We start from the raw sequence: 22,231 nt of genomic DNA on the forward strand, positions 1-22,231 counted from the left end.
GCTTAGTTTTCAAAGATCGTTTGCTTTTAATCAGCTATCCTTGTAAGGTATCAAGCGGCTTTTTAAAAGCCCTTGCTGAAACAAGGAAATGAAAGTATAGTCATAGAAAGCTTAAGGTTTGCTTAAATTAGGGAATGTTTTGAAAAATATTTTGATTTTTTAGAGCGCTTAAAAATCGTGCGATCGTTTCTTTAGGGATAATCACCAAACTTTCTTGGTTTTCTAGAGTGCTGCTAGCCATCCCCATAAACTCCCCCACTTCGCTAAAATAAGGTCTCCCTCCCCACAACACGCTCCCCTTTTTAAAAGAACTATCAAGCGAAAGAAACTTTTTAGATTTCAAAAGTTCAGCCACAGAAATATCCGTTATCTGTATAGAAAAAGAATTCCCCTCATTTAACGCTGGGTAGTAGAGATCAGAATTGGGTGCTTTTTGATTGGTATAGGGATTTGAATGAAAAGTTTGAGCGTATTTTGTATAAATCCTTGCATGATAATAGCTCTCTTCTCTTCTATGGCAATAATCGTCTCTAAAATCGGCGGTTTTTAAAAGCGAAAGCCCTTGATTCCTATCCATCGCTTCAAGGCGCAAGCTGGCTATACAAATCAGCTCTTTAGCGCTGCTGTCTTGCATTTTGGCTAAAATCGTTTTAGGGTATAAGCCGTTAGAATAAAGCGTTTCAGAAGAAGCGATATAACGCCCATTTTTGAGCAAAGTCGCATAGCCTTCTTTATAAGTCCCATCGCTAAAATACACTTTCAATAACGCAACAGAATAAACCCATGCAGGGAGCGTTGGATCAAGGGGCGGATCGTCTCTAACGATTTGAATGTTATTAGCGTTCATCATGCATGAAAACAAAACGATACAACAACCAACCGCTAATCTTTTATGCCAAAACGCCATTATCAAACTTACCGCTTAAATTTCAAAAGTATCCTACAGTACTATCGGCTAAAATACCATTTGTTTTAATTTATTGCTATAATAGATCGTTTGAATGATAAAAGCTTATCGCAAAGGTTTATGATGGATCCAATTAAAACTTATAAAATTAAAGAAGAAGAGCTTGCAAAAACCGCTTACGCCACAATCAAAACCAATAAAGGCCATATCGCTCTAGAGCTTTTTTACAAAGACGCGCCCCAAGCGGTGAGCAACTTTGTAGCTTTGGCTAAAGAGGGTTTTTATGACGGACTTAATTTCCATCGTGTGATCGCAGGCTTTGTGGCTCAAGGAGGCTGCCCTTATGGCACAGGCACAGGCGGGCCAGGACACCGCATTAAATGCGAAGTGGCCCATAACCCCAACAAGCACAAAAGAGGCTCTATTTCTATGGCGCATGCTGGGAGAGACACAGGGGGGAGTCAATTTTTCTTGTGTTTTGTGGATTTGCCCCATTTAGATGGCGAACACACCGTGTTTGGCAAGATCACTAGCGCAGAAGGTCTTAATGTCTTGGATAAAATCAAGCAAGGCGATATTATAGAGAGCGTTGTGTTTAGCTCTTCTCTATAAGGAACAAGAAATTAGACATGCTCATACTCAGCCGCAAAGTTAATGAAGGGATTGTCATTGATGATAACATCCACATTAAAGTCATTTCCATAGATAGAGGGAGTGTGCGTTTAGGGTTTGAAGCGCCTGAAAGCACCCTTATTTTGCGTGCTGAACTCAAAGAGGCCATTGTGAGCGAAAACCAAAAAGCTTCTGTGTGCGTAGATGAAAGCTTGTTAGAAAACATCAAAAAGGTCATTAAGCCTTGATGCATGTTTTTGAAGTTTATCCTAAGGTCAATATTTTTTTAAAAATCCTCCACAAAGAAGGGGCTTACCACAAGCTCATTTCTCGCATGTGTTTGGTCAAAGATAAATTCAAAGATATTATTAGCGTCAAAAGCACGCTTTCCTTTTCGCTAAAAGGGGATTTTGACTGCCCTTTAGAAGAAAACTCGCTCTTTAAAGCCCTCCAAATTTTAAAAAATTTTTTAAAATCAAAAAATTTCTCTCATTCTGTCATCAAATCCCTAGACACCCTAGCGATTGAAGTGGAAAAAAACATCCCCACTCAAGCCGGGTTAGGCGGTGGGAGCGCTGATGCTGGGGGGCTATTGTATCATTTGAATCAGATTTTTGACTGGCGTTTGAGTTTAGAAGAGCTTTATAGCATGGGATCTTTAGTGGGCGCAGACACCAATTTTTTCATCTCGCAACACAAAAGCGCTAACGCTACTTCTTATGGCGAAGTCATTGAAAATTTTGAAGAAGAGCCTTTAGAAAATCGCCTAGAAATCTATGCGCCAAATCATGTTTTTTGCAACACCAAAGCCATCTATCAAGCTTATAAGCCTAAAACTTGTTTTTCTCAAGCTAAAGAATGGCTTAAAAAACCGAGTTTGGAATGCTTAAAAACTTACGACAGAAACGAATTAAACGATCTTTTAAAGCCGGCTTTACTCACTAACCAAGCCTTAAAAGATATAGAAAGCCAACTCAGTAAGGAGTGGTTTTTTAGCGGGAGCGGGAGCACGTTTTTTAGGCTAAAAAATGCTTAAAAGGGGGCTAGATTGAAACTCATTGCCAGCAATAAAAAAGCCTATTTTGATTATGAAATTTTGGAAACTTTAGAAGCAGGATTAGCGCTTTTAGGCTCTGAAGTGAAAGCTTTAAGACAAACTAGGGTGAATTTAAAAGATAATTTTGTTAAAATAATCAAAGGAGAAGCTTTTTTATTTGGTGTTCATATATCCTATTTAGATACAATCCATGCGTATTACAAGCCCAATGAAAGGCGAGAGCGTAAGTTGCTTTTACATAAAAAGCAATTATTGAAATGGCAAGTTGAAGCGTCTAAAGAACGCTTGAGTATTGTAGGATTGAAATTGTATTTTAACCAAAGGAATAGAGCTAAAATCCAAATTGCTTTAGTGAAAGGAAAAAGATTGCACGACAAAAGACAAAGTCTCAAAGAAAAAGCGCTCAACAAAGAAATTCTTGCTGATTTAAAACACCACTTTAAAGGATAACAATGAAAGAAATGGTAGATTATGGGATTATAGGGTTTTTGATCTTCTTATCTGTTATCGTTATAGCGATCGCTATAGAAAGGTTGTGGTTTTTTGCCACTCTTCGCGTAGATGACTACACAGACAGGCGCAAATTAGAACTAGCCTTGCACAAACGCTTGACTCTAGTGGCCACGATTGGCTCAAACGCCCCTTATATCGGTCTTTTAGGAACGGTTATGGGGATCATGCTCACCTTTATGGATTTAGGCTCCGCTTCTGGCATTGACACTAAGGCGATCATGACTAATCTAGCCCTTGCTTTAAAAGCGACTGGTATGGGGTTATTAGTGGCGATCCCTGCGATTGTGATTTATAACATGCTGGTGAGAAAAAGCGAGATTTTAGTAACCAAATGGGATATTTTCCACCATCCGGTTGACACGCAATCTCATGAGATTTATAACAAGGCCTAAGGATTAAGCGGTGAAAAAAGTAGAATCCATGAATGTGGTGCCTTTCATTGACATCATGCTTGTTTTGTTGGTGATTGTGCTCACAACCGCATCTTTTGTGCAAACTTCAAAGCTCCCTATTAGCATTCCCCAAGTGGATAAAGACAGCACTGATTCTAAAGATGTGTTGGACAAAAAACAAGTAACCATCGCTATTTCTAATAAGGGTTCTTTTTATTTTGACGATAAAGAAATCAGCTTTGAAAATTTAAAACACAAGGTTTCCACTCTAGCGAAAGATACCCCTATTGTCTTGCAAGGCGATAAGCAAAGCAATTTGGATAACTTTATCAAAGTGGTGGATTTGTTGCAAACTAACGATTTGAAGCAGCTTTACATTCTTGTTGAAGATAAAAAGAATCAAAAAAAGTAGTTTTAGTCAATTTTTAGCATTCTTTAGCTAGAATATAAGCTTATGTTTAATTTTTATCAAGGGAGTTTTAAATGAAACGCACTTACCAACCACACAACACACCAAGAAAGCGAACCCATGGCTTTCTTGTGAGGATGAAAACCAAAAACGGGCGCAAGGTGATTAATGCCAGACGAGCTAAGGGCAGAAAAAAGCTTTCCGTCTAAACCCTATGACTCTTTGAAAAACAAGAGTGAGTTTGATAGGGTTTATCAAAAGGGCTTCAAAAAACACAACCCTTTTTTTTCGCTCTTTGTTTTGGATGTATCAAAAGAGCCACCAAAAGAAAAAGAGGGCTTTAAAGATCCGCTCTCTTGTAGGCTTAAAGACAAAAAAGTGCTTTATTTATTAGGTTTAAGCGTGTCCAAAAAAGTCGGCAACGCCGTGAAACGAAACCTTATCAAACGCCGTTTGCGTTCGCTCACCTTAAAGCATGCCGCTCTTTGTCAAGGGCTTGCTTTGGTGTTTGTGCCTAGAAGCGATTGTTACCATTTAGATTTTTGGGCTTTAGAAAAACATTTTTTAGAAATGCTAACTTCCATTAAAAACCATATGAACAAAGCCTTAAAAGACTTGAAAAAAGGAATAACTCATACCTATGCGAAACAATAAAACGCCTTTTTTGAGCGCGATTTTTACGGCATCAATTAGGGGTTACCAACGCTTTTTTTCGGCTTTCACCCCTTCAAGCTGTCGGTTTTACCCCACTTGCTCCAACTACGCTCTGTGGTTGCTTTATTTTGAAAACCCTTTGAGCGCTATGGGCAAAATCGCTATAAGGATACTCTCATGCAACCCTTTTTGCTCTGGAGGCATTGCTTACCCCACTACTCGCTTGAAACGCCCTAGTTTGCTCCAATCTCATAAAGATTTTAATCGCAATTTTAAAACCATTACTTTTTGGCTCGTTCCCACAAAAAGCCACGCAACTTACTACATCATTAAGGTTTAATCACAATGGATAAAAACAACAACACCAATACCCGCTTGATTTTAGCGATCGCTCTGTCTTTCTTGTTTATCGCTCTTTATAGCTATTTTTTCCAAAAACCAAACAAAACAACAACCCAAACCACAAAACAAGAAACAACCAACAACCACACAGCAACAAGTCCTAACGCATCCAACACTCAAAATTTTAGCGTTACCCAAACAATCCCCCAAGAGAATTTGCTAAGCACCATTTCTTTTGAGCATGCCAGAATTGAAATTGATTCTTTAGGGCGTATCAAACAGGTTTATCTCAAGGATAAAAAGTATCTAACTCCCAAACAAAAGGGCTTTTTAGAGCATGTGAGCCATCTTTTTAGCCCCAAAGCTAACCCGCAAACCCCCCTAAAAGAACTCCCCCTTTTAGCAGCCGATAAACTCAAGCCTTTAGAAGTGCGCTTTTTAGACCACACGCTCAACAACAAAGCGTTCAACACCCCTTATAGCGCTTCAAAAACCACTCTTGGGCCTAATGAACAGCTTGTTTTAACCCAAGATTTAGGCGCTCTTACCATCATTAAAACCCTGACTTTTTATGATGATTTGCATTATGATTTACAAATCGCCTTCAAATCGCCCAATAACCTTATCCCTAGCTATGTGATCACCAATGGTTACAGACCGGTGGCTGATTTAGACAGCTACACCTTTTCAGGCGTGCTTTTAGAAAATAACGACAAAAAAATTGAAAAAATTGAAGATAAAGACGCTAAAGAAATCAAACGCTTTTCTAACACCCTCTTTTTATCCAGCGTGGATAGGTATTTTACCACCTTGCTTTTCACTAAAGATTCTCAAGGTTTTGAAGCCTTAATTGATTCAGAAATCGGCACTAAAAACCCCTTAGGCTTCATTTCCCTTAAAAATGAAGCGAATTTGCATGGTTATATTGGCCCTAAAGATTACCGCTCTTTGAAAGCGATTTCGCCGATGCTCACTGATGTGATAGAGTATGGCTTAATCACATTTTTTGCAAAAGGCGTGTTTGTTTTACTGGATTATTTGTATCAATTCGTGGGTAATTGGGGTTGGGCAATCATTCTTTTAACGATTATCGTGCGCATTATCCTTTATCCTTTAAGCTATAAGGGCATGGTGAGCATGCAAAAGCTCAAGGAATTAGCCCCTAAAATGAAAGAACTCCAAGAAAAATACAAGGGCGAACCCCAAAAGTTGCAAGCCCACATGATGCAACTTTACAAAAAACATGGGGCTAACCCGCTAGGGGGTTGTCTGCCCTTAATCTTACAAATCCCGGTGTTTTTTGCGATTTATAGAGTGCTTTATAACGCTGTGGAATTGAAAAGCTCAGAGTGGATTCTATGGATTCATGATTTATCCATCATGGATCCGTATTTTATTTTGCCGCTTCTTATGGGAGCGTCTATGTATTGGCACCAAAGCGTTACGCCAAACACCATGACCGATCCCATGCAAGCAAAGATTTTTAAACTCTTACCCCTATTATTCACAATCTTTTTAATCACTTTCCCTGCAGGGTTAGTCTTGTATTGGACCACGAACAACATCCTTTCGGTGTTGCAACAACTCATCATTAATAAAGTCTTAGAAAACAAAAAACGCATGCACGCGCAAAACAAAAAGGAAAGTTGATGCAAAATTTTATTGAAATCAAAGCCAAAACCTTAGAAGAAGCCCTCATTCAAGCTTCTATCGCCTTGAATTGCCCCATTATTAATTTGCAATACGAAGTCATTCAAACGCCCTCTAAAGGTTTTTTAAATATAGGTAAAAAAGAAGCCATTATTTTAGCGGGCGTTAAAGAAAGCGTTAAGGAGGTTAAAGAAGAGGGCGTTAAAGAAAGCGTTAAAGCGGTTAAAGAAGAGGGCGTTAAAGAAACCCACACGAAAGAAATCCATCAAAGCGCAGAAGAAAAAAAACAAAAATTAGAAACAAAAACACCGCAAGAAGAAACAATCACCCCTAAACCCTCTAAAAAAAACCTTAAAGAAGAATCTCATAATGGGGACAAACTCCATGAAATTAAGCAAGAATTGAAAGACTTATTCTCCCACTTGCCCTATAAAATCAATAAAGTGGAAGTCAGCCTTTATGAACCGGGGGTGTTATTGATTAATATTGATGGCGAAGACTCCGCTCTTTTAATTGGCGAAAAAGGCTATCGTTACAAAGCCCTTTCTTACTTGCTTTTTAACTGGATCCACCCTGCTTATGGCTATAATATCCGATTAGAAATCTCCACCTTTTTACAAAACCAAGAAAAGGTTATGGAAGCGCAACTCCAAAGCGTGATCATGACCGTGCATGAAGTGGGTAAGGGGCAGATGAAAGCCCCTGATGGCGTTTTAACCTATATCGCTTTAAAGAAATTACGAAAAGCGTTCCCTAACAAATATGTCTCTATCAAAACCAACTTAAACGATGAAAAATACATCGTCATCAACGATTTTAACAATGAATGACACCATTGCCGCTATCGCTACCCCTTTAGGTAAAGGAGCGATTAGCATTGTTAAAATCAGCGGCAATAACGCTTTAAACATCCTTAAACAACTCACCCAAAAACAAGACTTCACCCCCAGATACGCTTATGTGTGCGATATTTTTTCTAATAACATTTTATTGGACAAAGCGTTAGTCATTTATTTCAAAGCCCCTTATAGTTTCACCGGTGAAGATGTGTGCGAAATCCAATGCCACGGAAGCCCCCTTTTAACCCAAAATATCCTTCAAACTTGTTTGAATTTAGGGGCCAGGCTTGCTCAAGCCGGAGAATTTAGTAAAAAAGCCTTTTTAAACCACAAAATGGATTTGAGCGAGATTGAAGCGAGTGTCCAGCTCATTCTTTGTGAAGATGAAAGCGTTTTAAACGCCCTAGCCAGGCAACTTAAGGGCGAATTGAAAATCTTCATTGAAGAAGCTAGAAGTAATCTTTTAAAGCTTTTAGCAAGCTCAGAAGTTTTGATTGACTATAGCGAAGAGGACATTCCTAGCGATTTTTTAAACGAAGTGTCTCAAAATTTAGAAAAACAAATCGCCTCTTTTAAAGACTTATTGGATTTTTCTAACATGCAAAAACAAAAAAATAAAGGGCATGCTTTAAGCATTATTGGCAAACCTAATGCGGGCAAAAGCTCCCTATTGAACGCCATGCTTTTAGAAGAAAGGGCTTTGGTGAGCGACATTAAAGGCACGACAAGAGACACCATAGAAGAAGTCATTGAACTACAAGGGCATAAGGTGCGCTTGATTGACACCGCTGGCATTAGAGAAAGCGCAGATGAAATAGAGCGGCTAGGGATTGAAAAAAGCCTTAAAAGTTTAGAAAATTGCGACATTATTTTAGGCGTGTTTGATCTTTCTAAGCCCCTAGAAAAAGAAGATTTTACTATCATTACCGCCCTTAATCGCGCTAAAAAACCTTGCATTGTTGTTTTGAATAAAAACGATTTAGCGCCCAAGCTAGAGCTTGAAATTTTAAAATCCCATCTTCAAATCCCCTACTTTTTGCTAAAGACCAACACCCTAAATTCCAAAGCCTGCCTGAAAGACTTGAGCCAACAAATCAGCGCTTTTTTCCCAAAATTAGACACTCAAAACAAGCTTATACTCACTTCCCTAGCCCAAAAAAACGCCCTAGAAAACGCCATTATTGAATTGCAAAACGCTAAAAACCATTTAGAAACTTTAGAGCTTTTTTCTTATCATATTTTAAGCGCAATAGAAAACTTGAACTTGCTCACCCGCCCTTATGAAACCAGCCAGATGCTTGATAGCATGTTCAGTGAATTTTGCTTAGGCAAATGAAATCGCTTAAAGCATGGATTAAACCCCCTTTTAGCACTACTTTTTAAGACTTTTTTACCCATTAGCGCCGTTTAGTATCCGTATTTGCAAAAAACCATGCTGCAATTTTTCAAAAAGGGGTAAAATAGGCTAGTTTAAAATATATACATACTATCAACTGCTTTTGAGTAAAAATGTTAAAAAAGACCATAAGGAGATTTCATGCTAAAACTCGTTAGTAAAACGATTTGTTTGTCCCTAATCAGCTCATTCACCACTGTAGAAGCCTTTCAAAAACACCAAAAAGACGGCTTTTTTATAGAAGCCGGGTTTGAAACCGGGCTATTACAAGGCACACAAACCCAAGAACAAACCATAGCCACCACTCAAGAAAAACCTAAACCTAAACCCAAGCCAAAACCCATTACCCCTCAAAGCACCTATGGGAAATACTACATCTCCCAAAGCACCATTTTAAAGAACGCGACTGAGTTGTTTGCAGAGGACAATATCACCAACTTAACCTTTTATTCTTTAACCCCTGTGTATGTAACCGCTTATAACCAAGAAAGCGCTGAAGAAGCTGGCTATGGCGATAACAGCTTGATTATGATACAAAACTTCTTGCCCTATAATTTAAACAATATTGAGCTGAGTTACACAGACAATCAAGGCAATGTAGTCAGTTTGGGCGTGATAGAGACTATCCCTAAACAATCTCAAATCATTCTGCCCGCAAGCTTGTTTAACGATCCGCAGCTTAACGCTGATGGCTTCCAACAACTCCAAACTGCCACCACAAAATTTTCTGATGCCAGCACGCAGAATCTGTTTGACAAGCTCAGTAAGGTTACAACCAATCTTCAAATGACTTATATCAATTACAACCAATTTTCTAGCGGTAACGGCACTGGTTCTAAACCTCCATGCCCTCCATACGAAAATCAAGAAAATTGTACGGCTAAAGTGCCGCCTTTCACCTCTCAAGACGCTAAAAATTTGACCAATTTAATGCTGAACATGATGGCGGTGTTTGATTCTAAATCTTGGGAAGATGCCGTTAAAAACGCCCCCTTTCAGTTTAGCGACAACAACCTGTCAAAGCCATGTTATTCTGATTATTCTACATGCGTGAATCCTTACAACGATGGGCTTGTTGATCCTAAATTGATCGCTAAAAATGCTGGAGATGAATACAATATAGAAAACGGGCAAACAGGCTCAGTGATATTAACGCCGCAAGATGTTATCTATAGCTATAGAGTTACGAATAATCTTTATGTGAATCTCTTGCCCCCAAGAGGAGGGGATTTAGGGCTAGGGTCTCAATATGGCGGCCCGAATGGCCCAGGCGATGATGGCACCAATTTTGGCGCTTTAGGGATATTATCTCCTTTCTTAGATCCTGAAATACTCTTTGGCAAAGAATTGAATAAAGTCGCCATCATGCAATTAAGAGACATTATCCATGAATACGGGCATACTTTAGGCTATACGCATAATGGGAACATGACTTATCAAAGGGTGCGCATGTGTGAAGAAAACAATGGGCCAGAAGAGCGCTGTAAGGGCGGGAAAATAGAGCAAGTGAATGGGCAAGAAGTGCAAGTGTTTGACAACGGGAAAGAAGTGCGAGACACCGATGGCTCTACCTATGATGTGTGTTCTCGTTTTGGCGGCCAAGGTCAGCCCGCTTTCCCTAGCAGTTACCCCAATTCCATTTATACTGATTGCTCTCAAGTCCCCGCCGGGCTTATAGGCGTTACCAGCGCGGTTTGGCAACAACTTATTGATCAAAACGCCCTACCGGTGGATTACACTAATTTGAGCAGCCAAACCAACTATTTAAACGCCAGTTTGAACACGCAAGATTTTGCGACCACTATGCTTAGCGCGATCAGTCAAAGCCTTTCATCTTCTAAATCTAGCACTACCACCTACCGCACTTCAAAAACCTCACGGCCCTTTGGAGCCCCCCTATTAGGCGTTAATCTTAAAATGGGCTATCAAAAATATTTTAACGATTATCTAGGGCTATCTTCTTATGGCATTATCAAATACAACTACGCTCAAGCCAATAACGAAAAAATCCAACAATTAAGCTATGGTGTGGGAATGGATGTGTTGTTTGATTTCATCACCAATTACACCAACGAAAAGAACCCTAAAAACAATCTAACCAAGAAAGTTTTCACTTCCTCTCTTGGGGTGTTTGGGGGGTTAAGGGGCTTATACAACAGCTATTATTTGTTGAACCAATACAAAGGGAGCGGTAATTTAAATGTAACCGGTGGGTTGAATTACCGCTACAAGCATTCTAAATATTCTGTAGGCATTAGCGTTCCTTTAGTCCAGTTGAAATCTAGGGTCGTTTCTAGTGATGGTGCAACCACCAATTCTATCACCCTGAATGAAGGGGGTAGCCATTTTAAAGTGTTTTTTAATTACGGGTGGATTTTTTAAGGGGTTAAAAATATTCTTTAACCCTCTATTGGCTCTAAAACGCTCTTTTTAGGCTCTCTTGTAGGCGTTTTTAGTTCTGTTTTGTGCGTGAGCGTTAGCGTTATAGATCGCTCTTTTTGTTCTCGCATCGCTTGCGTGTTTTCTTTAAGCTTACTGAAGCTTTTTTCTGTCTCATTTGTTTGTCTCATGTTTTTGTTCTCCTTTCGCATTCAAACGCCCCTTTTTAGGCGTTTGTTTGGTTTAAAATTGCGTTAGCTTTTAAAAAAGTTTGTTAGTTTGTGGGGCAAAAAGATAGACCCTAGCTTAGAGGGATTTGAAAACCCAAAGTCATTGGGTTTTTTCAAACAATCTCGCTTGTATAGGCTCGTGAAGCACCCAAACGCTAAAGCGATTGGGCTTCCTAGGCTGATGTTGGGGGAAAGTTTGGTTCTCACTCTGTGCCCCTAATCATAGGGATTTTACAGAGTTTGATCTCCAACGCATTCCCTACAGGTCTCACACATCATATCTATAAAGGCGTAACTTTGCGCACTTCCTACGCTAGATACAAATGTATGGGGGTATTATACTACAAAGATGTTTGGGATTTCTGCTTGGGTGGTTTTAAAAAGATTTTAGTTTTTGTTAATTTTAGTTTTTAGCAGGTGTGGTTTTAGAGGAGTTTGTGGGATAAAGAGTATTGAATGATGTTTTAGTTTATTTGGCGAGAACAAAAGCCACAAACTTTTAGAGGGTTATTTTAATAGGTGTAAAACGCCACGCCAAACAAAATGATAACGCTACCAAACTGAATGAATAAGCATAAAGCAAGATTAATATCCTGCTTATAACCCCGTATTGCCTTGCCCTTCTTTATTGGCATAATCTTTCAATTCTTTATAAAGCAAAGATTGCAAGCGCGTGATAGCAAAATTCTTATTCTTTTCATCCACTTCAAGACTTCTATTCAATACAGGCGTGCCTTGACAATCGCTCGCACTAACAACCACTCTAATGCGTGTGGTGCCATTAGCACTGTCTGTGAAAACTTCATTTTTGATTTGATAGAGTTTTTCTTCATCGCTAGGGGTTAGCACTCTAGCGTAAGCGCTTATGAGAGCGTTTTTAATCTCCGTATCGCTGTTGTTATCAAAAGTGATTTGCACTTTAGGTTTGAAAGCGTTTTGATAATAGATTTTTTCATAATTTTCTAACGAACCCACCGGGACAGAATACGCTTTTAAAATCCTTTCTATAGGCATCGCTTTAGCCAATAAATCCCCCATGCTCTTGGATTGCTGTAAAAAAACCCCTTTACAAACCTTAGGCATTAAGGTGGAAAACTGCCCATAAAGAGCGTTATATTTATCCCTTAAACCCTGCAAAAACAAGTTTTGATTAATCCTTACTCTGGTGTAGTAGATCCCTTTTTGCACTTCTTGATTGACAATCTCTACATTATTCAATTCCAAGTCATCGGTCTTTAAGTTAATCGTTTGCGAATCGCTGGATTTTAACTTATTGTCCAAACGACTTTTTTGGATATGGATTTGGGAATTAACCACCACGCTAATAGACGCCACTAAATCCGCTAACGCTTTTTGTTTAGAAGCTTCTTTAGAAGTGGCTGAACCACTCCCATAAAGATAGCCTTTTTGGGTGTTTGTTTTGTTGTAGGCCTTGCTATACCACTTAGGCTCTGCGCTTAAATTGGCACCCACAAAAGCCATAAGGCATGCAAGAATAATCTTTTTCATTATATTAATCCTTACTCATTCATTAAAGCGACATGCTTCTTAGTGATTCTTAGAAGCACATAAACTTTATCCGTATCAATAAAAGTGGCCTTTAGCTCACTAGCCTTAATCTCTATTTTATCCCCCTTGAAAGCTTCCATCACTTTCTCTAAGGCGTTTTGTCTGGCTGAGGACAAGCTATAATCCATATCTGAAAGCAATATATCGCTCATCCCACACACTAAAATTTTTTCGTCTTTGGTTTGGGTCTTTTCAATCTGCACTTCTTTTGAGCAATCTTTTGCCCACTTAGGCAAGGACTTCCCCCACACAACCCCCAACACCAAAACAAGCGCAATAGCAAGGCGTTTCATTAAAACCCTACTTTTTAACCATGCCTAACTCTTCGCGCACTTTATCCACAATTTGCTTATCCAAGCCCACTAAAACAAAAACCCTATCTTTACCGACATAGCGGGCAAGCATTTTAGAAGCGATCAATTCCTTATCCACCAATTGAGAAATTTTTTCAGTATCAGTGCCACTGATGGACCTTTTACCAGAAGCATCTACCGTTCTAGTTTTTTCATTTTCCAAATCTTTTTGCAAAGTGGATTTTAAATTTGCCGCTAAATTGGCCCTAGCCTTCGCTGTAGCCTGGTTAGTAGAATAATCCACATCATTATTAGTGATCAAATCTTCAGCCCTTCCTAAAAAGACCCCTGAATATTTTTCATACTTCGCCACTTTTTCCAAATCCCCTACAACCCAATCAGGAGCGCCTTTAGTCGCTTCTTTGTATGCCTTATTGCTTTTACTGATACCTGATTTTGGGGCATGGCTACAACCTACGATCACCATCGCTGCTATCACACTCATCCCTAAAATTTTTTTAACTTGATTTTTCATCGCTCATCCTTTCAAATATAAATTTAAAACATACGCTTATTGCTAGCATTTTTCACAATAGGCTTAACATCGCTCCATACCTCTTCACCCGTTTTTCTATTGGTAAGGCTTAGGGTGAAGTCGTAGTCTAAGCGCTGCCTAGAACTACTAATAGAGGCTGCGATACTGGATACTTTACCACTTAAAGATAAATCAGCGGCTTTTAAAGTGCCTTTTTCTACAGTGGTGTCTTGATTATACTCTTCGCTCTCTCGTTCTTTTTCGCGCTGTTTCACCATTCTGCTGTCTGCTTCAATACCACTCCCTCCACTCGCCCTTGTGATATTGAACCTCCCATTAGATCGCAACCGCAACTGCCGTGCGATTTCGGTCGTCAAAAGATTCATGTCCAAATTGGGTTGCGTGGTGTCGTTAATCACATCTGAAACTTCAATCAAATGCTTGCCCTTGAGTTGCTCAAAATTAGGGTCGCTAAACATGGAATCTAACATCGCGTTAGCGGTTAGCAATAAATCTGTGCTATTGATACTTGCAGTCGTATTTTTAGTGGCATCATTCACATTTTGATAAGTTGCCATTTCGCTTGAGCAACCCACCCACAATAAAGTACTCAAAATCACCGAGCTTATAATTTTTAATTTTGTTTTCAATACCATAATGATAGAAACTCCCTATTCAAAATTTAAAACAGATACTTCCGTTCCTAATTTTAAACTTCTAATCTAAACACACAGTGTTTTTGCGGATTTTAGCATTTTATGTGTCTTTTTTTTCACATTTTACAAGTTTTAGCCCTACAAATTTCACACTGTAAGCATTAATACTACAAATCCGCTCATTTTTAGCTTAATTAAAGAAACTTTTTTAACAAACATCTTATTTAAAAACGATAAAAACGATTTTTTGAGATAAAGAAATAATATAAAAGCTATTTGCAGTTAGCCCCCTATCAAAAAAGGGGCTAAAAAGATTTTGTGAGTTCTTATTTTAATAACAAGACTCTTTAACGCCCTTTATAAAAGCGTTTTAATCGCGTCTTCAATCGGTTTTTGAGAGCTAGGTTCTACAAGCCTTTCACCCACTTCTTTGGCGTTTTTGTAAAAAATCAAAGTAGGGATCTTGCGGATGCCTAAGCTCTCTTTGAGATCCTGGCTTTCATCAAAAGAAACCTTAAAAAATTCCACCTTGCCTTTGTAGGTTTTGGCTAAATTTTCCATGATCGGCTCAATCTTCCTGCAATCCGGGCACCAACTCGCCCCCACATTAACCACTACCGCTTGATGAGCGGTTTTTTCTGCGTAATTCTTTCCGTTAATCACTTCTAACATGATAATCCTTAATTTTTATTTCCCCCAACCGCCGAAGTATAGCATAACTCAAGCGCTAATCCCCTTTAGTATTAGCCCTATTAGCCATAAACGCATGCAACTCGTTGTATTCTTGGCGGTTTAAAAAACGCATTTTCCCTACCGGCAAGGCATTCAAATTCACAAAACCATAACGAACGCGCCTTAAATCCAACACTCCAGCGTTAAAAAATGCAAAAAAACGCCTTAGTTCTCTGTTTTTCCCCTCATTGATGATGACTCTCAGTTTAGAATATTTGGCATGGTTTTTGATGATTTCATAACCAATAAAGGGGGCAAATTCCATGCTTTTAATGGGGGTTTTTTGGTGCGCTCCCTTAGTAGCGTTTTCTAATTTCAAGCCCTCTTGCATGGCGTTTTCCATCTCTCTTGTAACAAAGCCTTGAATCTTAACAAGATACTCTTTTTCTAAATTCGCACGCATTAAAGCGCTCACCACCGCCTTACTATCGCTCAATAATAACACTCCCTCGCTCGCAAAATCCAAACGCCCCACCGGCGCAAAATGGGCGTATTTTTTCTCCAAGCTTTCATAAATCACGCGCCGTTTTAAGGGATCGTTTTTGCTCACTAACTCGCCCTTTGGCTTGTGATAAACCAGCACGCTGAATTTTTTGTTTTTTAAGGGCTTGATGAGTCGTTTGTCTAAAAACACCTTGTCGTTTTCTTTAACCACGCTAGCGAGTTGGGCATGCTCATGGTTGATTTTCACCCGCCCTTCTAAAACCAATTTTTCAGCTTCTCTTCTGGAGTGCTTGGTGTAATGGGCTAAAAATTGGTTGATCCTCAAGCTAAATCCCTCCACTCTAACCCTTTAAAATCGTCCTTAATCTTTTCATTTACCATCAAATCGCTTTGGATTTTGAATTGCTTATCCTTATCTTTGATGATCAAATACAAGGGGCGTTTGCCCTGGTGTTTTAGAGCGCTCTCTTTGATTTGTCTTAAAAACTCTTTTTTCACATCGTTTTCTAACACGATCGCCAAAGAGCAAGAACTGGAGGCGAGCATTTCCATGGGGGGGATTTCGCGCACGTCTTCTTTTTGCTTTTCAGGGTCTTTATAACGGGCTTTAGGGATTTTAACCTCCCTAGCGCTTTCTAAATCCAAGATTTCAAAAAGCCTCAATCGCGCCACTTCTTCTTGCTCTTCAATCTTGCATTTAAACACTAAGGGCTTATTAATATCCAACTCTTCTAAAGCGTTTAGTTGCTTTTCAAAAAGCATGAGTTCAAACTTGCCGTATCGATCCAAAATGTCCGCTGTGCCATAAGGCTTACCGCTTCGTTTGCCAATTTTCTTTTTAACCTCCATGATTTTACCCAGCAAATAAGCCTGCGAGCCAATCTCCAACTCTTCAATATCAATGCTTTTGACTAAATTTTTAAAGCCCTTAATTTCTTCTTTAAACTCGTCTAAGGGATTGCCTGAAACATGGATTCCTAAAGTTTCATACTCGCATTCTAAAAGCGTTTTAGCGTCATGTTCGCCCAAATCAACCATATCCAAAATAACCTGCTCTTTAATTCCGCCTTCCATGGCTCCAAAAAGAGAATTACCCCCTTGCATCATTTCATTAGCCTTGTCTTTAGCGCGCCCAGCATCGCAGATCAGATCCAAGTTAGCGAGCATGGTTTTTCTAGTGTAGCCTAAATTGTCCAAGCTCCCTGATTTCACTAATGGCTCTAAAGATTTTTTAGTGAGTTTAGAAAAATCCACCCGTGAAATAAAATCTTCCAAACTCTTATAATCCCCTTTAGCCCTTTCTTCAATGATATTTTTAATCGGCTCACCCCCAACCCCTTTGATCGCTCCCAAACCAAACACGATTTTCTTTTCCAATTCGCCCTTTTGATTTTTAAACTCCGCCACGCTGAAATCTTGCATAGAAGAATTGATGTGCGGAGGCATCACTTCAATTTCTAAAGCCCTGACCTCATCAATATAACGCGCCACGGATTCAATCTTATTGGATTCGCTAGTGAGCATCGCTGCCATGAACTCATGCTTGTAATAAGTCTTTAAATACGCCGTTTGGAAAGTGATCATCGCATAAGCGGCTGAATGCGATTTGTTGAAACCATAGCCGGCAAATTTAACGATCAAATCCCACAAATTAGCCGCCTTTTGGCCGTCATGCCCTAAATTTTTAGCCCCTTCTACAAATTTAGCCTTATTGTCCGCCATGATTTGAGCGTCTTTTTTCCCCATAGCGCGACGGATGAGATCCGCTTCACCCAAACTGAAACCGCCGATCGTTTGCACGATTTGCATCACCTGCTCTTGATAGACGATCGTGCCGTAAGTGGGCTTTAAAATCGGCTCTAATTCTTTAAACGCATAAGCGATAGGCTCAACGCCGTGCTTTCTATTCACAAAATCATCTACCATGCCTGATTCCATAGGCCCCGGTCTGCCTAGCGCGATAATGGCGATAATGTCTTCAAAGCTTGAAGGCCTTAAGCGCTTGTTAAGCCCTTGAAACATCCCGGATTCAATCTGGAATATCCCCACCGTATCCCCGCTTTGAATCGTTTTATACACTTTCGGATCGTCCATATCCAACGATAAAAAATCCACGCTAATTTTATGTTGCGTTTTAATGATTTTAAGCGCATCATCAATCACGGTCAAGGTCTTAAGCCCCAAAAAGTCAAACTTGATCAAATCCACCGGCTCTAAATACTTCATGGAATATTGCGTAACGATACCGCCGGTTTTTTCAGAGGCAAATAAAGGGGTTTTGTGCCACAACTCTTTTTGGCTATCCACCACTAAGGCTGCCGCATGCACGCCCGCGTTACGATTCAAATTCTCTAAATTGAGCGAATACTCCCACACCTGTTTGGCTAATTCATTACTTTCTACTAATTCTTTGATTTTAGGCTCTAATTCCCACGCCCCCTCTATGAACTCGCCGTTTTTTTCATAGCCCTTAAGCGTGATGCCTAAACGGTTGGGTATGAGTTTGGCAAAATCATCGGCTTCTTTATAAGGCATGTCCAAAACCCTTGCGACATCTCTGATCACGCCTTTAGCCAACATTTTATTAAAGGTGATGACTTGAGCCACATTGTATTTGCCGTATTTTTCAATCATGTATTCTATGATTTCCTTACGCCGGCGCTGGCAAAAATCCGTATCAATATCAGGCATGCTGACTCTTTCAGGGTTTAAAAACCTTTCAAAGAGCAAATCGTATTTTAAGGGATCAATATCCGTGATTTTTAAAGCAAAAGCCACCAAACTCCCGGCCGCACTCCCCCTACCAGGCCCTACAGGAATGCCCATTTCTTTAGCGTAACGGATAAAATCCCACACAATCAGCATATACCCTGGGAATTTCATGTTTGTAATGACTTCAATTTCTTTTTCTAAGCGTTCTTGGTATTGATCATGCTTTTCTTTTGGCACTAAAATCAAGCGCTCTTTCAAGCCTTCTCTAGCCTTATAGGCGAAATAAGAAGCGTCATCTTCAAAATTCAGACCCTCATTTTTGGCGTAAGCTTTAGTGAATTTGAAGCTTGGGGGGGTTGGGGGGTTCTTTTTATCGTCTTTTAAATCAATCTCTAAAACGCATTTATCAGCGATTTCTTGGGTGTTTTCTAAGGCTTCTGGAATATCTGCAAAGAGCTTCGCCATTTCTTCAGGGGATTTAATGTAAAACTCATGCACGGAGTGTTTCAAGCGCCCCTTATCGTTTAGGGTTTTACCCATCGCTACGCACATCGCTACTTCTTGAGCTTTAGCGTCATTAGGCATGGTGTAGTGGGTGTCGTTGGTGGCGATGATTTTTAACCCCGTTTCTAAAGACATTTTAATGACTTGCTCATCAATGAATCGCTGATCTAAAATGCCATGGCGCATGATTTCTAGATAAAAGTCGTCTTCAAAAATCTCTTGGTATTCGCAAGCGATTTTTTTGGCTTCATCATAGCCTTTAGCCCCATACTTGCGGTTTCTCTCATTATTGGTATTCAAATGGTAATTGACTTCCCCTTGCAAGCACGCGCTAGAAGCGATAATGCCTTTAGAATGCTCTTTTAGAAGTTTTTTATTGATGCGTGGGAAATAATAAAACCCCTCTAAATACGCCATAGAGCTTAAAAACATCAAATTTTCATAGCCCTCTTGGTTTTTAGCGAACAAACACAAATGGAAACGCTGCTTGGTTTCTTTGCTAGAAAGGTTGTCATCATTATGGATATACGCTTCCATGCCGATGATAGGCTTAATGCCTTCTTTTTTCATGCTCGTATAAAAATCAATCGCTCCAAACATGTTCCCATGGTCGGTTACGCTCACGCTTTTCATGCCCAATTCTTTAATACGTTTGGCCAGGATTTTAATCTTGTTCGCCCCGTCTAAAAGCGAATATTCTGTGTGCAAGTGCAAATGCGTGAAGACTTTATTCTCTTTCATTGTATAACCCCTATTTGGATTTAATGCCATTATACCTACCGCTCTTTAAAAAACTCTTTATTAGATTATTTAGTGGTGAATTATTTTAAAATGGTGGTTATAATAAGAAAGTTTTTATTATTTTTAACGCTATTTTAGGAGTTTATCATGAAAAAATCCATTTTGTTGGGCGTTTGCTTGGCTTTTTCTTGCGCTCATGCCCTAAACGATTTAGAATTGATTAAAAAAGCGAGGGAAAGCCAGTTAGAACCCATGCCTATGGGCAAAGCGCTCAAAGAATACCAGATTAAAAAAACCAGAGATGTGGGTATTGGCGCTAAAAACAGCGAAATCATGACCTCCGCTCAAGTGGAATTAGGCAAAATGCTCTATTTTGACCCCAGGATCTCCACTTCCTATCTCGTGTCTTGCAACACATGCCATAATCTGGGCTTAGGCGGAGTGGATTTAGTCCCAAGTGCGGTAGGTTCTCAATGGAAGAAAAACCCCCACCTTTTAAGCTCCCCAACGGTGTATAACTCTGTGTTTAACGATGTGCAGTTTTGGGATGGTAGGGTTACGCATTTAAACGAACAAGCGCAAGGGCCGATCCAATCTTCTTTTGAAATGGGGGCTGACCCTAAAGTGGTGGTAGAAAAAATCAATTCCATGCCAGGCTATGTCAAGCTCTTTAGAAAAGCCTATGGCTCTAAAGTCAAAATTGATTTTAAATTGATCGCTGATAGTATCGCTATGTTTGAGGCCACGCTCATTACCCCAAGCCGTTACGATGATTTTTTAAGAGGCAATCCTAAAGCGCTCAGTAAAGCCGAAAAAGAAGGGCTGGATTTATTCATTTCTAAAGGCTGTGTGGCTTGCCATAACGGCATCAATCTTGGGGGAACGATGCAGCCTTTTGGGGTGGTCAAACCTTATAAATTCGCTAATGTGGGCGATTTCAAAGGCGATAAAAACGGGCTTGTGAAAGTGCCTACTTTAAGGAATATCACCGAAACGATGCCTTATTTCCATAACGGGCAATTCTGGGATGTTAAAGATGCGATTAAAGAAATGGGCTCTATCCAGTTAGGCATTGAAATCAGCGATGAAGAAGCGAAAAAAATTGAAACTTTCTTTGGAGCCTTAAGGGGTAAAAAACCTAAAATACTCTATCCAGAACTCCCTGTAATGACAGACAAAACCCCTAAACCCTCTTTTTGATTTTAAGAAGTCTTTTTTAAGGGGGCTTTTGGCACCAAATCTAAAAACCGCTCAAAGCATCTTTTGCGATCAAAATAATAAAAAGCTTTCAAAAAACAAGCGACAATCCCTTAAAAAGCGCTTAAAAATTTCTTTTTAATCCCTAATTTAGTGGTTTTAGATTGTTGAAATCAAAAACCCACTCAAGGCGTTTTTAAATAAATTTTCATTTTTTGGTTGTCTAAAATGAGCGTGTCTTTGCCCTTAGTTACCGTAAAATTACCCTTAAAATTCTCCATAAATTCCAATTCAAACGCCATTAAATGCTCATCTTTACACACTTTTCTTGAAATCCCGCTGTCTTCAATCCCAATGTGCCTATCGCCCTGCCATACATAGCTGGCAAAATACCGGTTGCAATAGCCTTTGCCATAAATACGATTTTCTTTTTGATCAAACACAAACTCTCCCATAGAGCTTTTAGGCTTTGGCTTTTTTTTAAAAAGCTCATACCAGTGTTTTCTTTTTTCTTTCCGCTCTTGTTCTTTGGCTTCAATCACTGCTTTATCTTCAGGTAGAGCGGTATTTAAAGAAGCGTCTTGCTCTTCTTCATGCTCTCTAAAAGCGCTATCGGCTAACATGGTTTCAATGTCATAGACTTGATGGTTTATCTCTACTTTTTGGATATGCCAATCGTTGCTAGAAAGTTTTTTATCAAACATTTTTAAGAAAAAACACCCAGAAAAGACACAAGCTGTTAAAACGCTTGCTCCAGCCAATCGTAAATTCAAATAGTTCCTCCTTATTTTAGTTTTTTAACGGGTTTACGCTTTGCGCTTCAATGGCTTTTTTAATCAAAGAAATCGCTTCTTGCATCGCTTGTGTGCTGACATGTTGGAGGGATTGTATCGCGCTTTCTTGAAAATCTTGATTGTCATTTTTACTCGTTTTAGTCGTTTTATTTTCTAAGCTAGAAATATTTTCATGCTTAATGATCACTCCAGAATGCGAAGCGCCTTTCACGCTAATATCATACCCGAGCGCAAATTCTGCCCTATAAGTAGAATTTTCTTTTTCTAAAAGAGAAAACGACAAAATCGTAAAACGAACCGCATAAGTGGGAGCACCTGCACCATAAGGGGGCAAAGCCACGCCCAAGCACGCTTTTTGCGCTTCTTGCATGAACATCGTTTTGAGCATGTTGCGAGGCAAATCTATCCATTTTTGGTGTTTCCCATGCGTGATCTGCCCGTCTTTGGCTTTAAACACGATCTCTTTAGTGTTGAATAAATCCGCGCTCAAAATGCTAATGAGCCTTACTTCAGTCAAAGGTTTAGCGCATTGCGCGATCTCAAAAGAACTCGCGTTCAAATCATAAGTTCTGATCTCTGGCAACATTTGTTTTAAATTGATGCTCAAGCAACCCTGAAGCAACAACGCTAATGCTGATGAGAGTGAAAAGATTTTTATCGCCGTAGCTCTCATG

General features: G+C 39.5%; 25 protein-coding genes. 14 read left to right on the forward strand and 11 right to left on the reverse strand.

What is annotated here, in order from left to right:
• Window positions 1-127: 127 nt before the first annotated feature.
• Complete coding sequence (locus EAL49_RS06835; RefSeq protein WP_120829583.1) at window positions 128-907, reverse strand: hypothetical protein; 780 nt, start codon at window positions 905-907, stop codon at window positions 128-130.
• A 123-nt stretch (window positions 908-1,030) separates the two neighbouring features.
• Here EAL49_RS06835 and EAL49_RS06840 point away from each other — a divergent pair, with 123 nt between their 5' ends.
• The 13 genes from EAL49_RS06840 (at window position 1,031) to EAL49_RS06900 (ending at window position 11,153) form a co-directional block, all read left to right on the forward strand.
• The gene (locus tag EAL49_RS06840; protein WP_162973131.1) at window positions 1,031-1,519 is read left to right on the forward strand and encodes a peptidylprolyl isomerase; all 489 of its coding nucleotides are present in this window, start codon (window positions 1,031-1,033) and stop codon (window positions 1,517-1,519) included.
• A 17-nt stretch (window positions 1,520-1,536) separates the two neighbouring features.
• Window positions 1,537-1,767: a carbon storage regulator gene (locus EAL49_RS06845; protein WP_000906447.1), complete on the forward strand. Its 231-nt coding sequence runs from the start codon at window positions 1,537-1,539 to the stop codon at window positions 1,765-1,767.
• Entirely contained in the window at window positions 1,767-2,555 is a 789-nt protein-coding gene (locus EAL49_RS06850; RefSeq protein WP_162973132.1) for a 4-(cytidine 5'-diphospho)-2-C-methyl-D-erythritol kinase, read from the forward strand. The genes EAL49_RS06845 and EAL49_RS06850 overlap by 1 nt, the downstream gene beginning before the upstream one ends.
• A gap of 12 nt (window positions 2,556-2,567) precedes the next feature.
• Window positions 2,568-3,026, forward strand: a complete 459-nt coding sequence (gene smpB, locus EAL49_RS06855; RefSeq protein ID WP_033620169.1) for an SsrA-binding protein — start codon at window positions 2,568-2,570, stop codon at window positions 3,024-3,026.
• A gap of 2 nt (window positions 3,027-3,028) precedes the next feature.
• The gene (gene exbB, locus EAL49_RS06860) at window positions 3,029-3,481 is read left to right on the forward strand and encodes a TonB-system energizer ExbB (RefSeq protein WP_000661843.1); all 453 of its coding nucleotides are present in this window, start codon (window positions 3,029-3,031) and stop codon (window positions 3,479-3,481) included.
• Between the two features lie 10 nt (window positions 3,482-3,491).
• Window positions 3,492-3,893 carry an ExbD/TolR family protein gene (locus tag EAL49_RS06865; protein WP_000755083.1) on the forward strand — a complete coding sequence of 134 codons (402 nt, stop codon included), beginning with the start codon at window positions 3,492-3,494 and terminating at the stop codon, window positions 3,891-3,893.
• 71 nt (window positions 3,894-3,964) lie between these two features.
• Window positions 3,965-4,099 (forward strand): 50S ribosomal protein L34, encoded by a 135-nt coding sequence (rpmH, locus tag EAL49_RS06870; protein ID WP_001847286.1) that lies wholly within the window; start codon window positions 3,965-3,967, stop codon window positions 4,097-4,099.
• The gene (gene rnpA / locus EAL49_RS06875) at window positions 4,059-4,544 is read left to right on the forward strand and encodes a ribonuclease P protein component (protein ID WP_120829586.1); all 486 of its coding nucleotides are present in this window, start codon (window positions 4,059-4,061) and stop codon (window positions 4,542-4,544) included. The genes rpmH and rnpA overlap by 41 nt, the downstream gene beginning before the upstream one ends.
• Window positions 4,531-4,884 carry a membrane protein insertion efficiency factor YidD gene (gene yidD, locus EAL49_RS06880; RefSeq protein WP_100984352.1) on the forward strand — a complete coding sequence of 118 codons (354 nt, stop codon included), beginning with the start codon at window positions 4,531-4,533 and terminating at the stop codon, window positions 4,882-4,884. Before rnpA ends, yidD begins: the two co-directional genes overlap by 14 nt.
• A 5-nt stretch (window positions 4,885-4,889) precedes the next feature.
• Complete coding sequence (yidC, locus tag EAL49_RS06885) at window positions 4,890-6,536, forward strand: membrane protein insertase YidC (RefSeq protein WP_120829587.1); 1,647 nt, start codon at window positions 4,890-4,892, stop codon at window positions 6,534-6,536.
• Window positions 6,536-7,366 (forward strand): Jag N-terminal domain-containing protein, encoded by an 831-nt coding sequence (locus EAL49_RS06890; protein WP_120829588.1) that lies wholly within the window; start codon window positions 6,536-6,538, stop codon window positions 7,364-7,366. The genes yidC and EAL49_RS06890 overlap by 1 nt, the downstream gene beginning before the upstream one ends.
• On the forward strand, window positions 7,359-8,711 hold the full coding sequence (gene mnmE / locus EAL49_RS06895; RefSeq protein ID WP_162973133.1) for a tRNA uridine-5-carboxymethylaminomethyl(34) synthesis GTPase MnmE: 1,353 nt from the start codon (window positions 7,359-7,361) through the stop codon (window positions 8,709-8,711). The genes EAL49_RS06890 and mnmE overlap by 8 nt, the downstream gene beginning before the upstream one ends.
• A 201-nt stretch (window positions 8,712-8,912) precedes the next feature.
• Window positions 8,913-11,153, forward strand: coding sequence for an outer membrane beta-barrel protein (locus tag EAL49_RS06900; RefSeq protein WP_120829590.1), 2,241 nt, complete (start codon window positions 8,913-8,915; stop codon window positions 11,151-11,153).
• A 17-nt stretch (window positions 11,154-11,170) separates the two neighbouring features.
• Here EAL49_RS06900 and EAL49_RS06905 read toward each other — a convergent pair whose 3' ends face one another.
• The 8 genes from EAL49_RS06905 to dnaE form a co-directional block, all read right to left on the reverse strand.
• Window positions 11,171-11,341 (reverse strand): hypothetical protein, encoded by a 171-nt coding sequence (locus EAL49_RS06905; RefSeq protein WP_162973134.1) that lies wholly within the window; start codon window positions 11,339-11,341, stop codon window positions 11,171-11,173.
• A gap of 636 nt (window positions 11,342-11,977) precedes the next feature.
• Complete coding sequence (locus EAL49_RS06910; protein ID WP_120829591.1) at window positions 11,978-12,889, reverse strand: LPP20 family lipoprotein; 912 nt, start codon at window positions 12,887-12,889, stop codon at window positions 11,978-11,980.
• A gap of 11 nt (window positions 12,890-12,900) precedes the next feature.
• Complete coding sequence (locus EAL49_RS06915) at window positions 12,901-13,242, reverse strand: hypothetical protein (protein WP_039088097.1); 342 nt, start codon at window positions 13,240-13,242, stop codon at window positions 12,901-12,903.
• Between the two features lie 7 nt (window positions 13,243-13,249).
• Complete coding sequence (locus tag EAL49_RS06920) at window positions 13,250-13,777, reverse strand: LPP20 family lipoprotein (protein ID WP_000795968.1); 528 nt, start codon at window positions 13,775-13,777, stop codon at window positions 13,250-13,252.
• 23 nt (window positions 13,778-13,800) lie between these two features.
• Complete coding sequence (gene lpoB, locus EAL49_RS06925; RefSeq protein WP_000243404.1) at window positions 13,801-14,433, reverse strand: penicillin-binding protein activator LpoB; 633 nt, start codon at window positions 14,431-14,433, stop codon at window positions 13,801-13,803.
• A 357-nt stretch (window positions 14,434-14,790) separates the two neighbouring features.
• A complete protein-coding gene (locus EAL49_RS06930; RefSeq protein WP_000895154.1) occupies window positions 14,791-15,105 on the reverse strand; it encodes a thioredoxin family protein in 315 nt (104 codons plus the stop codon).
• A gap of 55 nt (window positions 15,106-15,160) precedes the next feature.
• A complete protein-coding gene (locus EAL49_RS06935; protein WP_120829592.1) occupies window positions 15,161-15,949 on the reverse strand; it encodes a pseudouridine synthase in 789 nt (262 codons plus the stop codon).
• Window positions 15,931-19,566: a DNA polymerase III subunit alpha gene (gene dnaE, locus EAL49_RS06940; RefSeq protein ID WP_120829593.1), complete on the reverse strand. Its 3,636-nt coding sequence runs from the start codon at window positions 19,564-19,566 to the stop codon at window positions 15,931-15,933. The genes EAL49_RS06935 and dnaE overlap by 19 nt, the downstream gene beginning before the upstream one ends.
• 147 nt (window positions 19,567-19,713) lie before the next feature.
• Between dnaE and EAL49_RS06945 the strand changes: the two genes are divergently transcribed.
• Window positions 19,714-20,766 carry a cytochrome-c peroxidase gene (locus EAL49_RS06945; RefSeq protein ID WP_053575800.1) on the forward strand — a complete coding sequence of 351 codons (1,053 nt, stop codon included), beginning with the start codon at window positions 19,714-19,716 and terminating at the stop codon, window positions 20,764-20,766.
• Between the two features lie 182 nt (window positions 20,767-20,948).
• Here EAL49_RS06945 and EAL49_RS06950 read toward each other — a convergent pair whose 3' ends face one another.
• Both EAL49_RS06950 and EAL49_RS06955 read right to left on the reverse strand, forming a co-directional pair.
• On the reverse strand, window positions 20,949-21,536 hold the full coding sequence (locus EAL49_RS06950) for an META domain-containing protein (protein ID WP_162973135.1): 588 nt from the start codon (window positions 21,534-21,536) through the stop codon (window positions 20,949-20,951).
• A gap of 16 nt (window positions 21,537-21,552) precedes the next feature.
• On the reverse strand, window positions 21,553-22,230 hold the full coding sequence (locus EAL49_RS06955; RefSeq protein WP_120829594.1) for a hypothetical protein: 678 nt from the start codon (window positions 22,228-22,230) through the stop codon (window positions 21,553-21,555).
• Window position 22,231: the final 1 nt, after the last annotated feature.

Source organism: Helicobacter pylori, from assembly GCF_003637665.1.
Classification (GTDB): Bacteria; Campylobacterota; Campylobacteria; order Campylobacterales; family Helicobacteraceae; genus Helicobacter; species Helicobacter pylori_CK.

Excerpts from the sequence above, each read along its gene's own strand:
- EAL49_RS06905 (WP_162973134.1), bottom strand. The coding sequence starts at position 11,341 with ATGAGACAAACAAATGAGACAGAAAAAAGCTTCAGTAAGCTTAAAGAA.
- rnpA (WP_120829586.1), top strand. The coding sequence starts at position 4,059 with ATGCCAGACGAGCTAAGGGCAGAAAAAAGCTTTCCGTCTAAACCCTAT.
- EAL49_RS06910 (WP_120829591.1), bottom strand. The coding sequence starts at position 12,889 with ATGAAAAAGATTATTCTTGCATGCCTTATGGCTTTTGTGGGTGCCAAT.
- lpoB (WP_000243404.1), bottom strand. The coding sequence starts at position 14,433 with ATGGTATTGAAAACAAAATTAAAAATTATAAGCTCGGTGATTTTGAGT.
- EAL49_RS06930 (WP_000895154.1), bottom strand. The coding sequence starts at position 15,105 with ATGTTAGAAGTGATTAACGGAAAGAATTACGCAGAAAAAACCGCTCAT.
- dnaE (WP_120829593.1), bottom strand. The coding sequence starts at position 19,566 with ATGAAAGAGAATAAAGTCTTCACGCATTTGCACTTGCACACAGAATAT.
- EAL49_RS06955 (WP_120829594.1), bottom strand. The coding sequence starts at position 22,230 with ATGAGAGCTACGGCGATAAAAATCTTTTCACTCTCATCAGCATTAGCG.
- mnmE (WP_162973133.1), top strand. The coding sequence starts at position 7,359 with ATGAATGACACCATTGCCGCTATCGCTACCCCTTTAGGTAAAGGAGCG.
- EAL49_RS06835 (WP_120829583.1), bottom strand. The coding sequence starts at position 907 with ATGGCGTTTTGGCATAAAAGATTAGCGGTTGGTTGTTGTATCGTTTTG.
- EAL49_RS06920 (WP_000795968.1), bottom strand. The coding sequence starts at position 13,777 with ATGAAAAATCAAGTTAAAAAAATTTTAGGGATGAGTGTGATAGCAGCG.
- yidD (WP_100984352.1), top strand. The coding sequence starts at position 4,531 with ATGCGAAACAATAAAACGCCTTTTTTGAGCGCGATTTTTACGGCATCA.
- EAL49_RS06900 (WP_120829590.1), top strand. The coding sequence starts at position 8,913 with ATGCTAAAACTCGTTAGTAAAACGATTTGTTTGTCCCTAATCAGCTCA.
- EAL49_RS06840 (WP_162973131.1), top strand. The coding sequence starts at position 1,031 with ATGGATCCAATTAAAACTTATAAAATTAAAGAAGAAGAGCTTGCAAAA.
- EAL49_RS06850 (WP_162973132.1), top strand. The coding sequence starts at position 1,767 with ATGCATGTTTTTGAAGTTTATCCTAAGGTCAATATTTTTTTAAAAATC.
- yidC (WP_120829587.1), top strand. The coding sequence starts at position 4,890 with ATGGATAAAAACAACAACACCAATACCCGCTTGATTTTAGCGATCGCT.
- exbB (WP_000661843.1), top strand. The coding sequence starts at position 3,029 with ATGAAAGAAATGGTAGATTATGGGATTATAGGGTTTTTGATCTTCTTA.
- EAL49_RS06915 (WP_039088097.1), bottom strand. The coding sequence starts at position 13,242 with ATGAAACGCCTTGCTATTGCGCTTGTTTTGGTGTTGGGGGTTGTGTGG.
- EAL49_RS06945 (WP_053575800.1), top strand. The coding sequence starts at position 19,714 with ATGAAAAAATCCATTTTGTTGGGCGTTTGCTTGGCTTTTTCTTGCGCT.
- rpmH (WP_001847286.1), top strand. The coding sequence starts at position 3,965 with ATGAAACGCACTTACCAACCACACAACACACCAAGAAAGCGAACCCAT.
- EAL49_RS06845 (WP_000906447.1), top strand. The coding sequence starts at position 1,537 with ATGCTCATACTCAGCCGCAAAGTTAATGAAGGGATTGTCATTGATGAT.
- EAL49_RS06890 (WP_120829588.1), top strand. The coding sequence starts at position 6,536 with ATGCAAAATTTTATTGAAATCAAAGCCAAAACCTTAGAAGAAGCCCTC.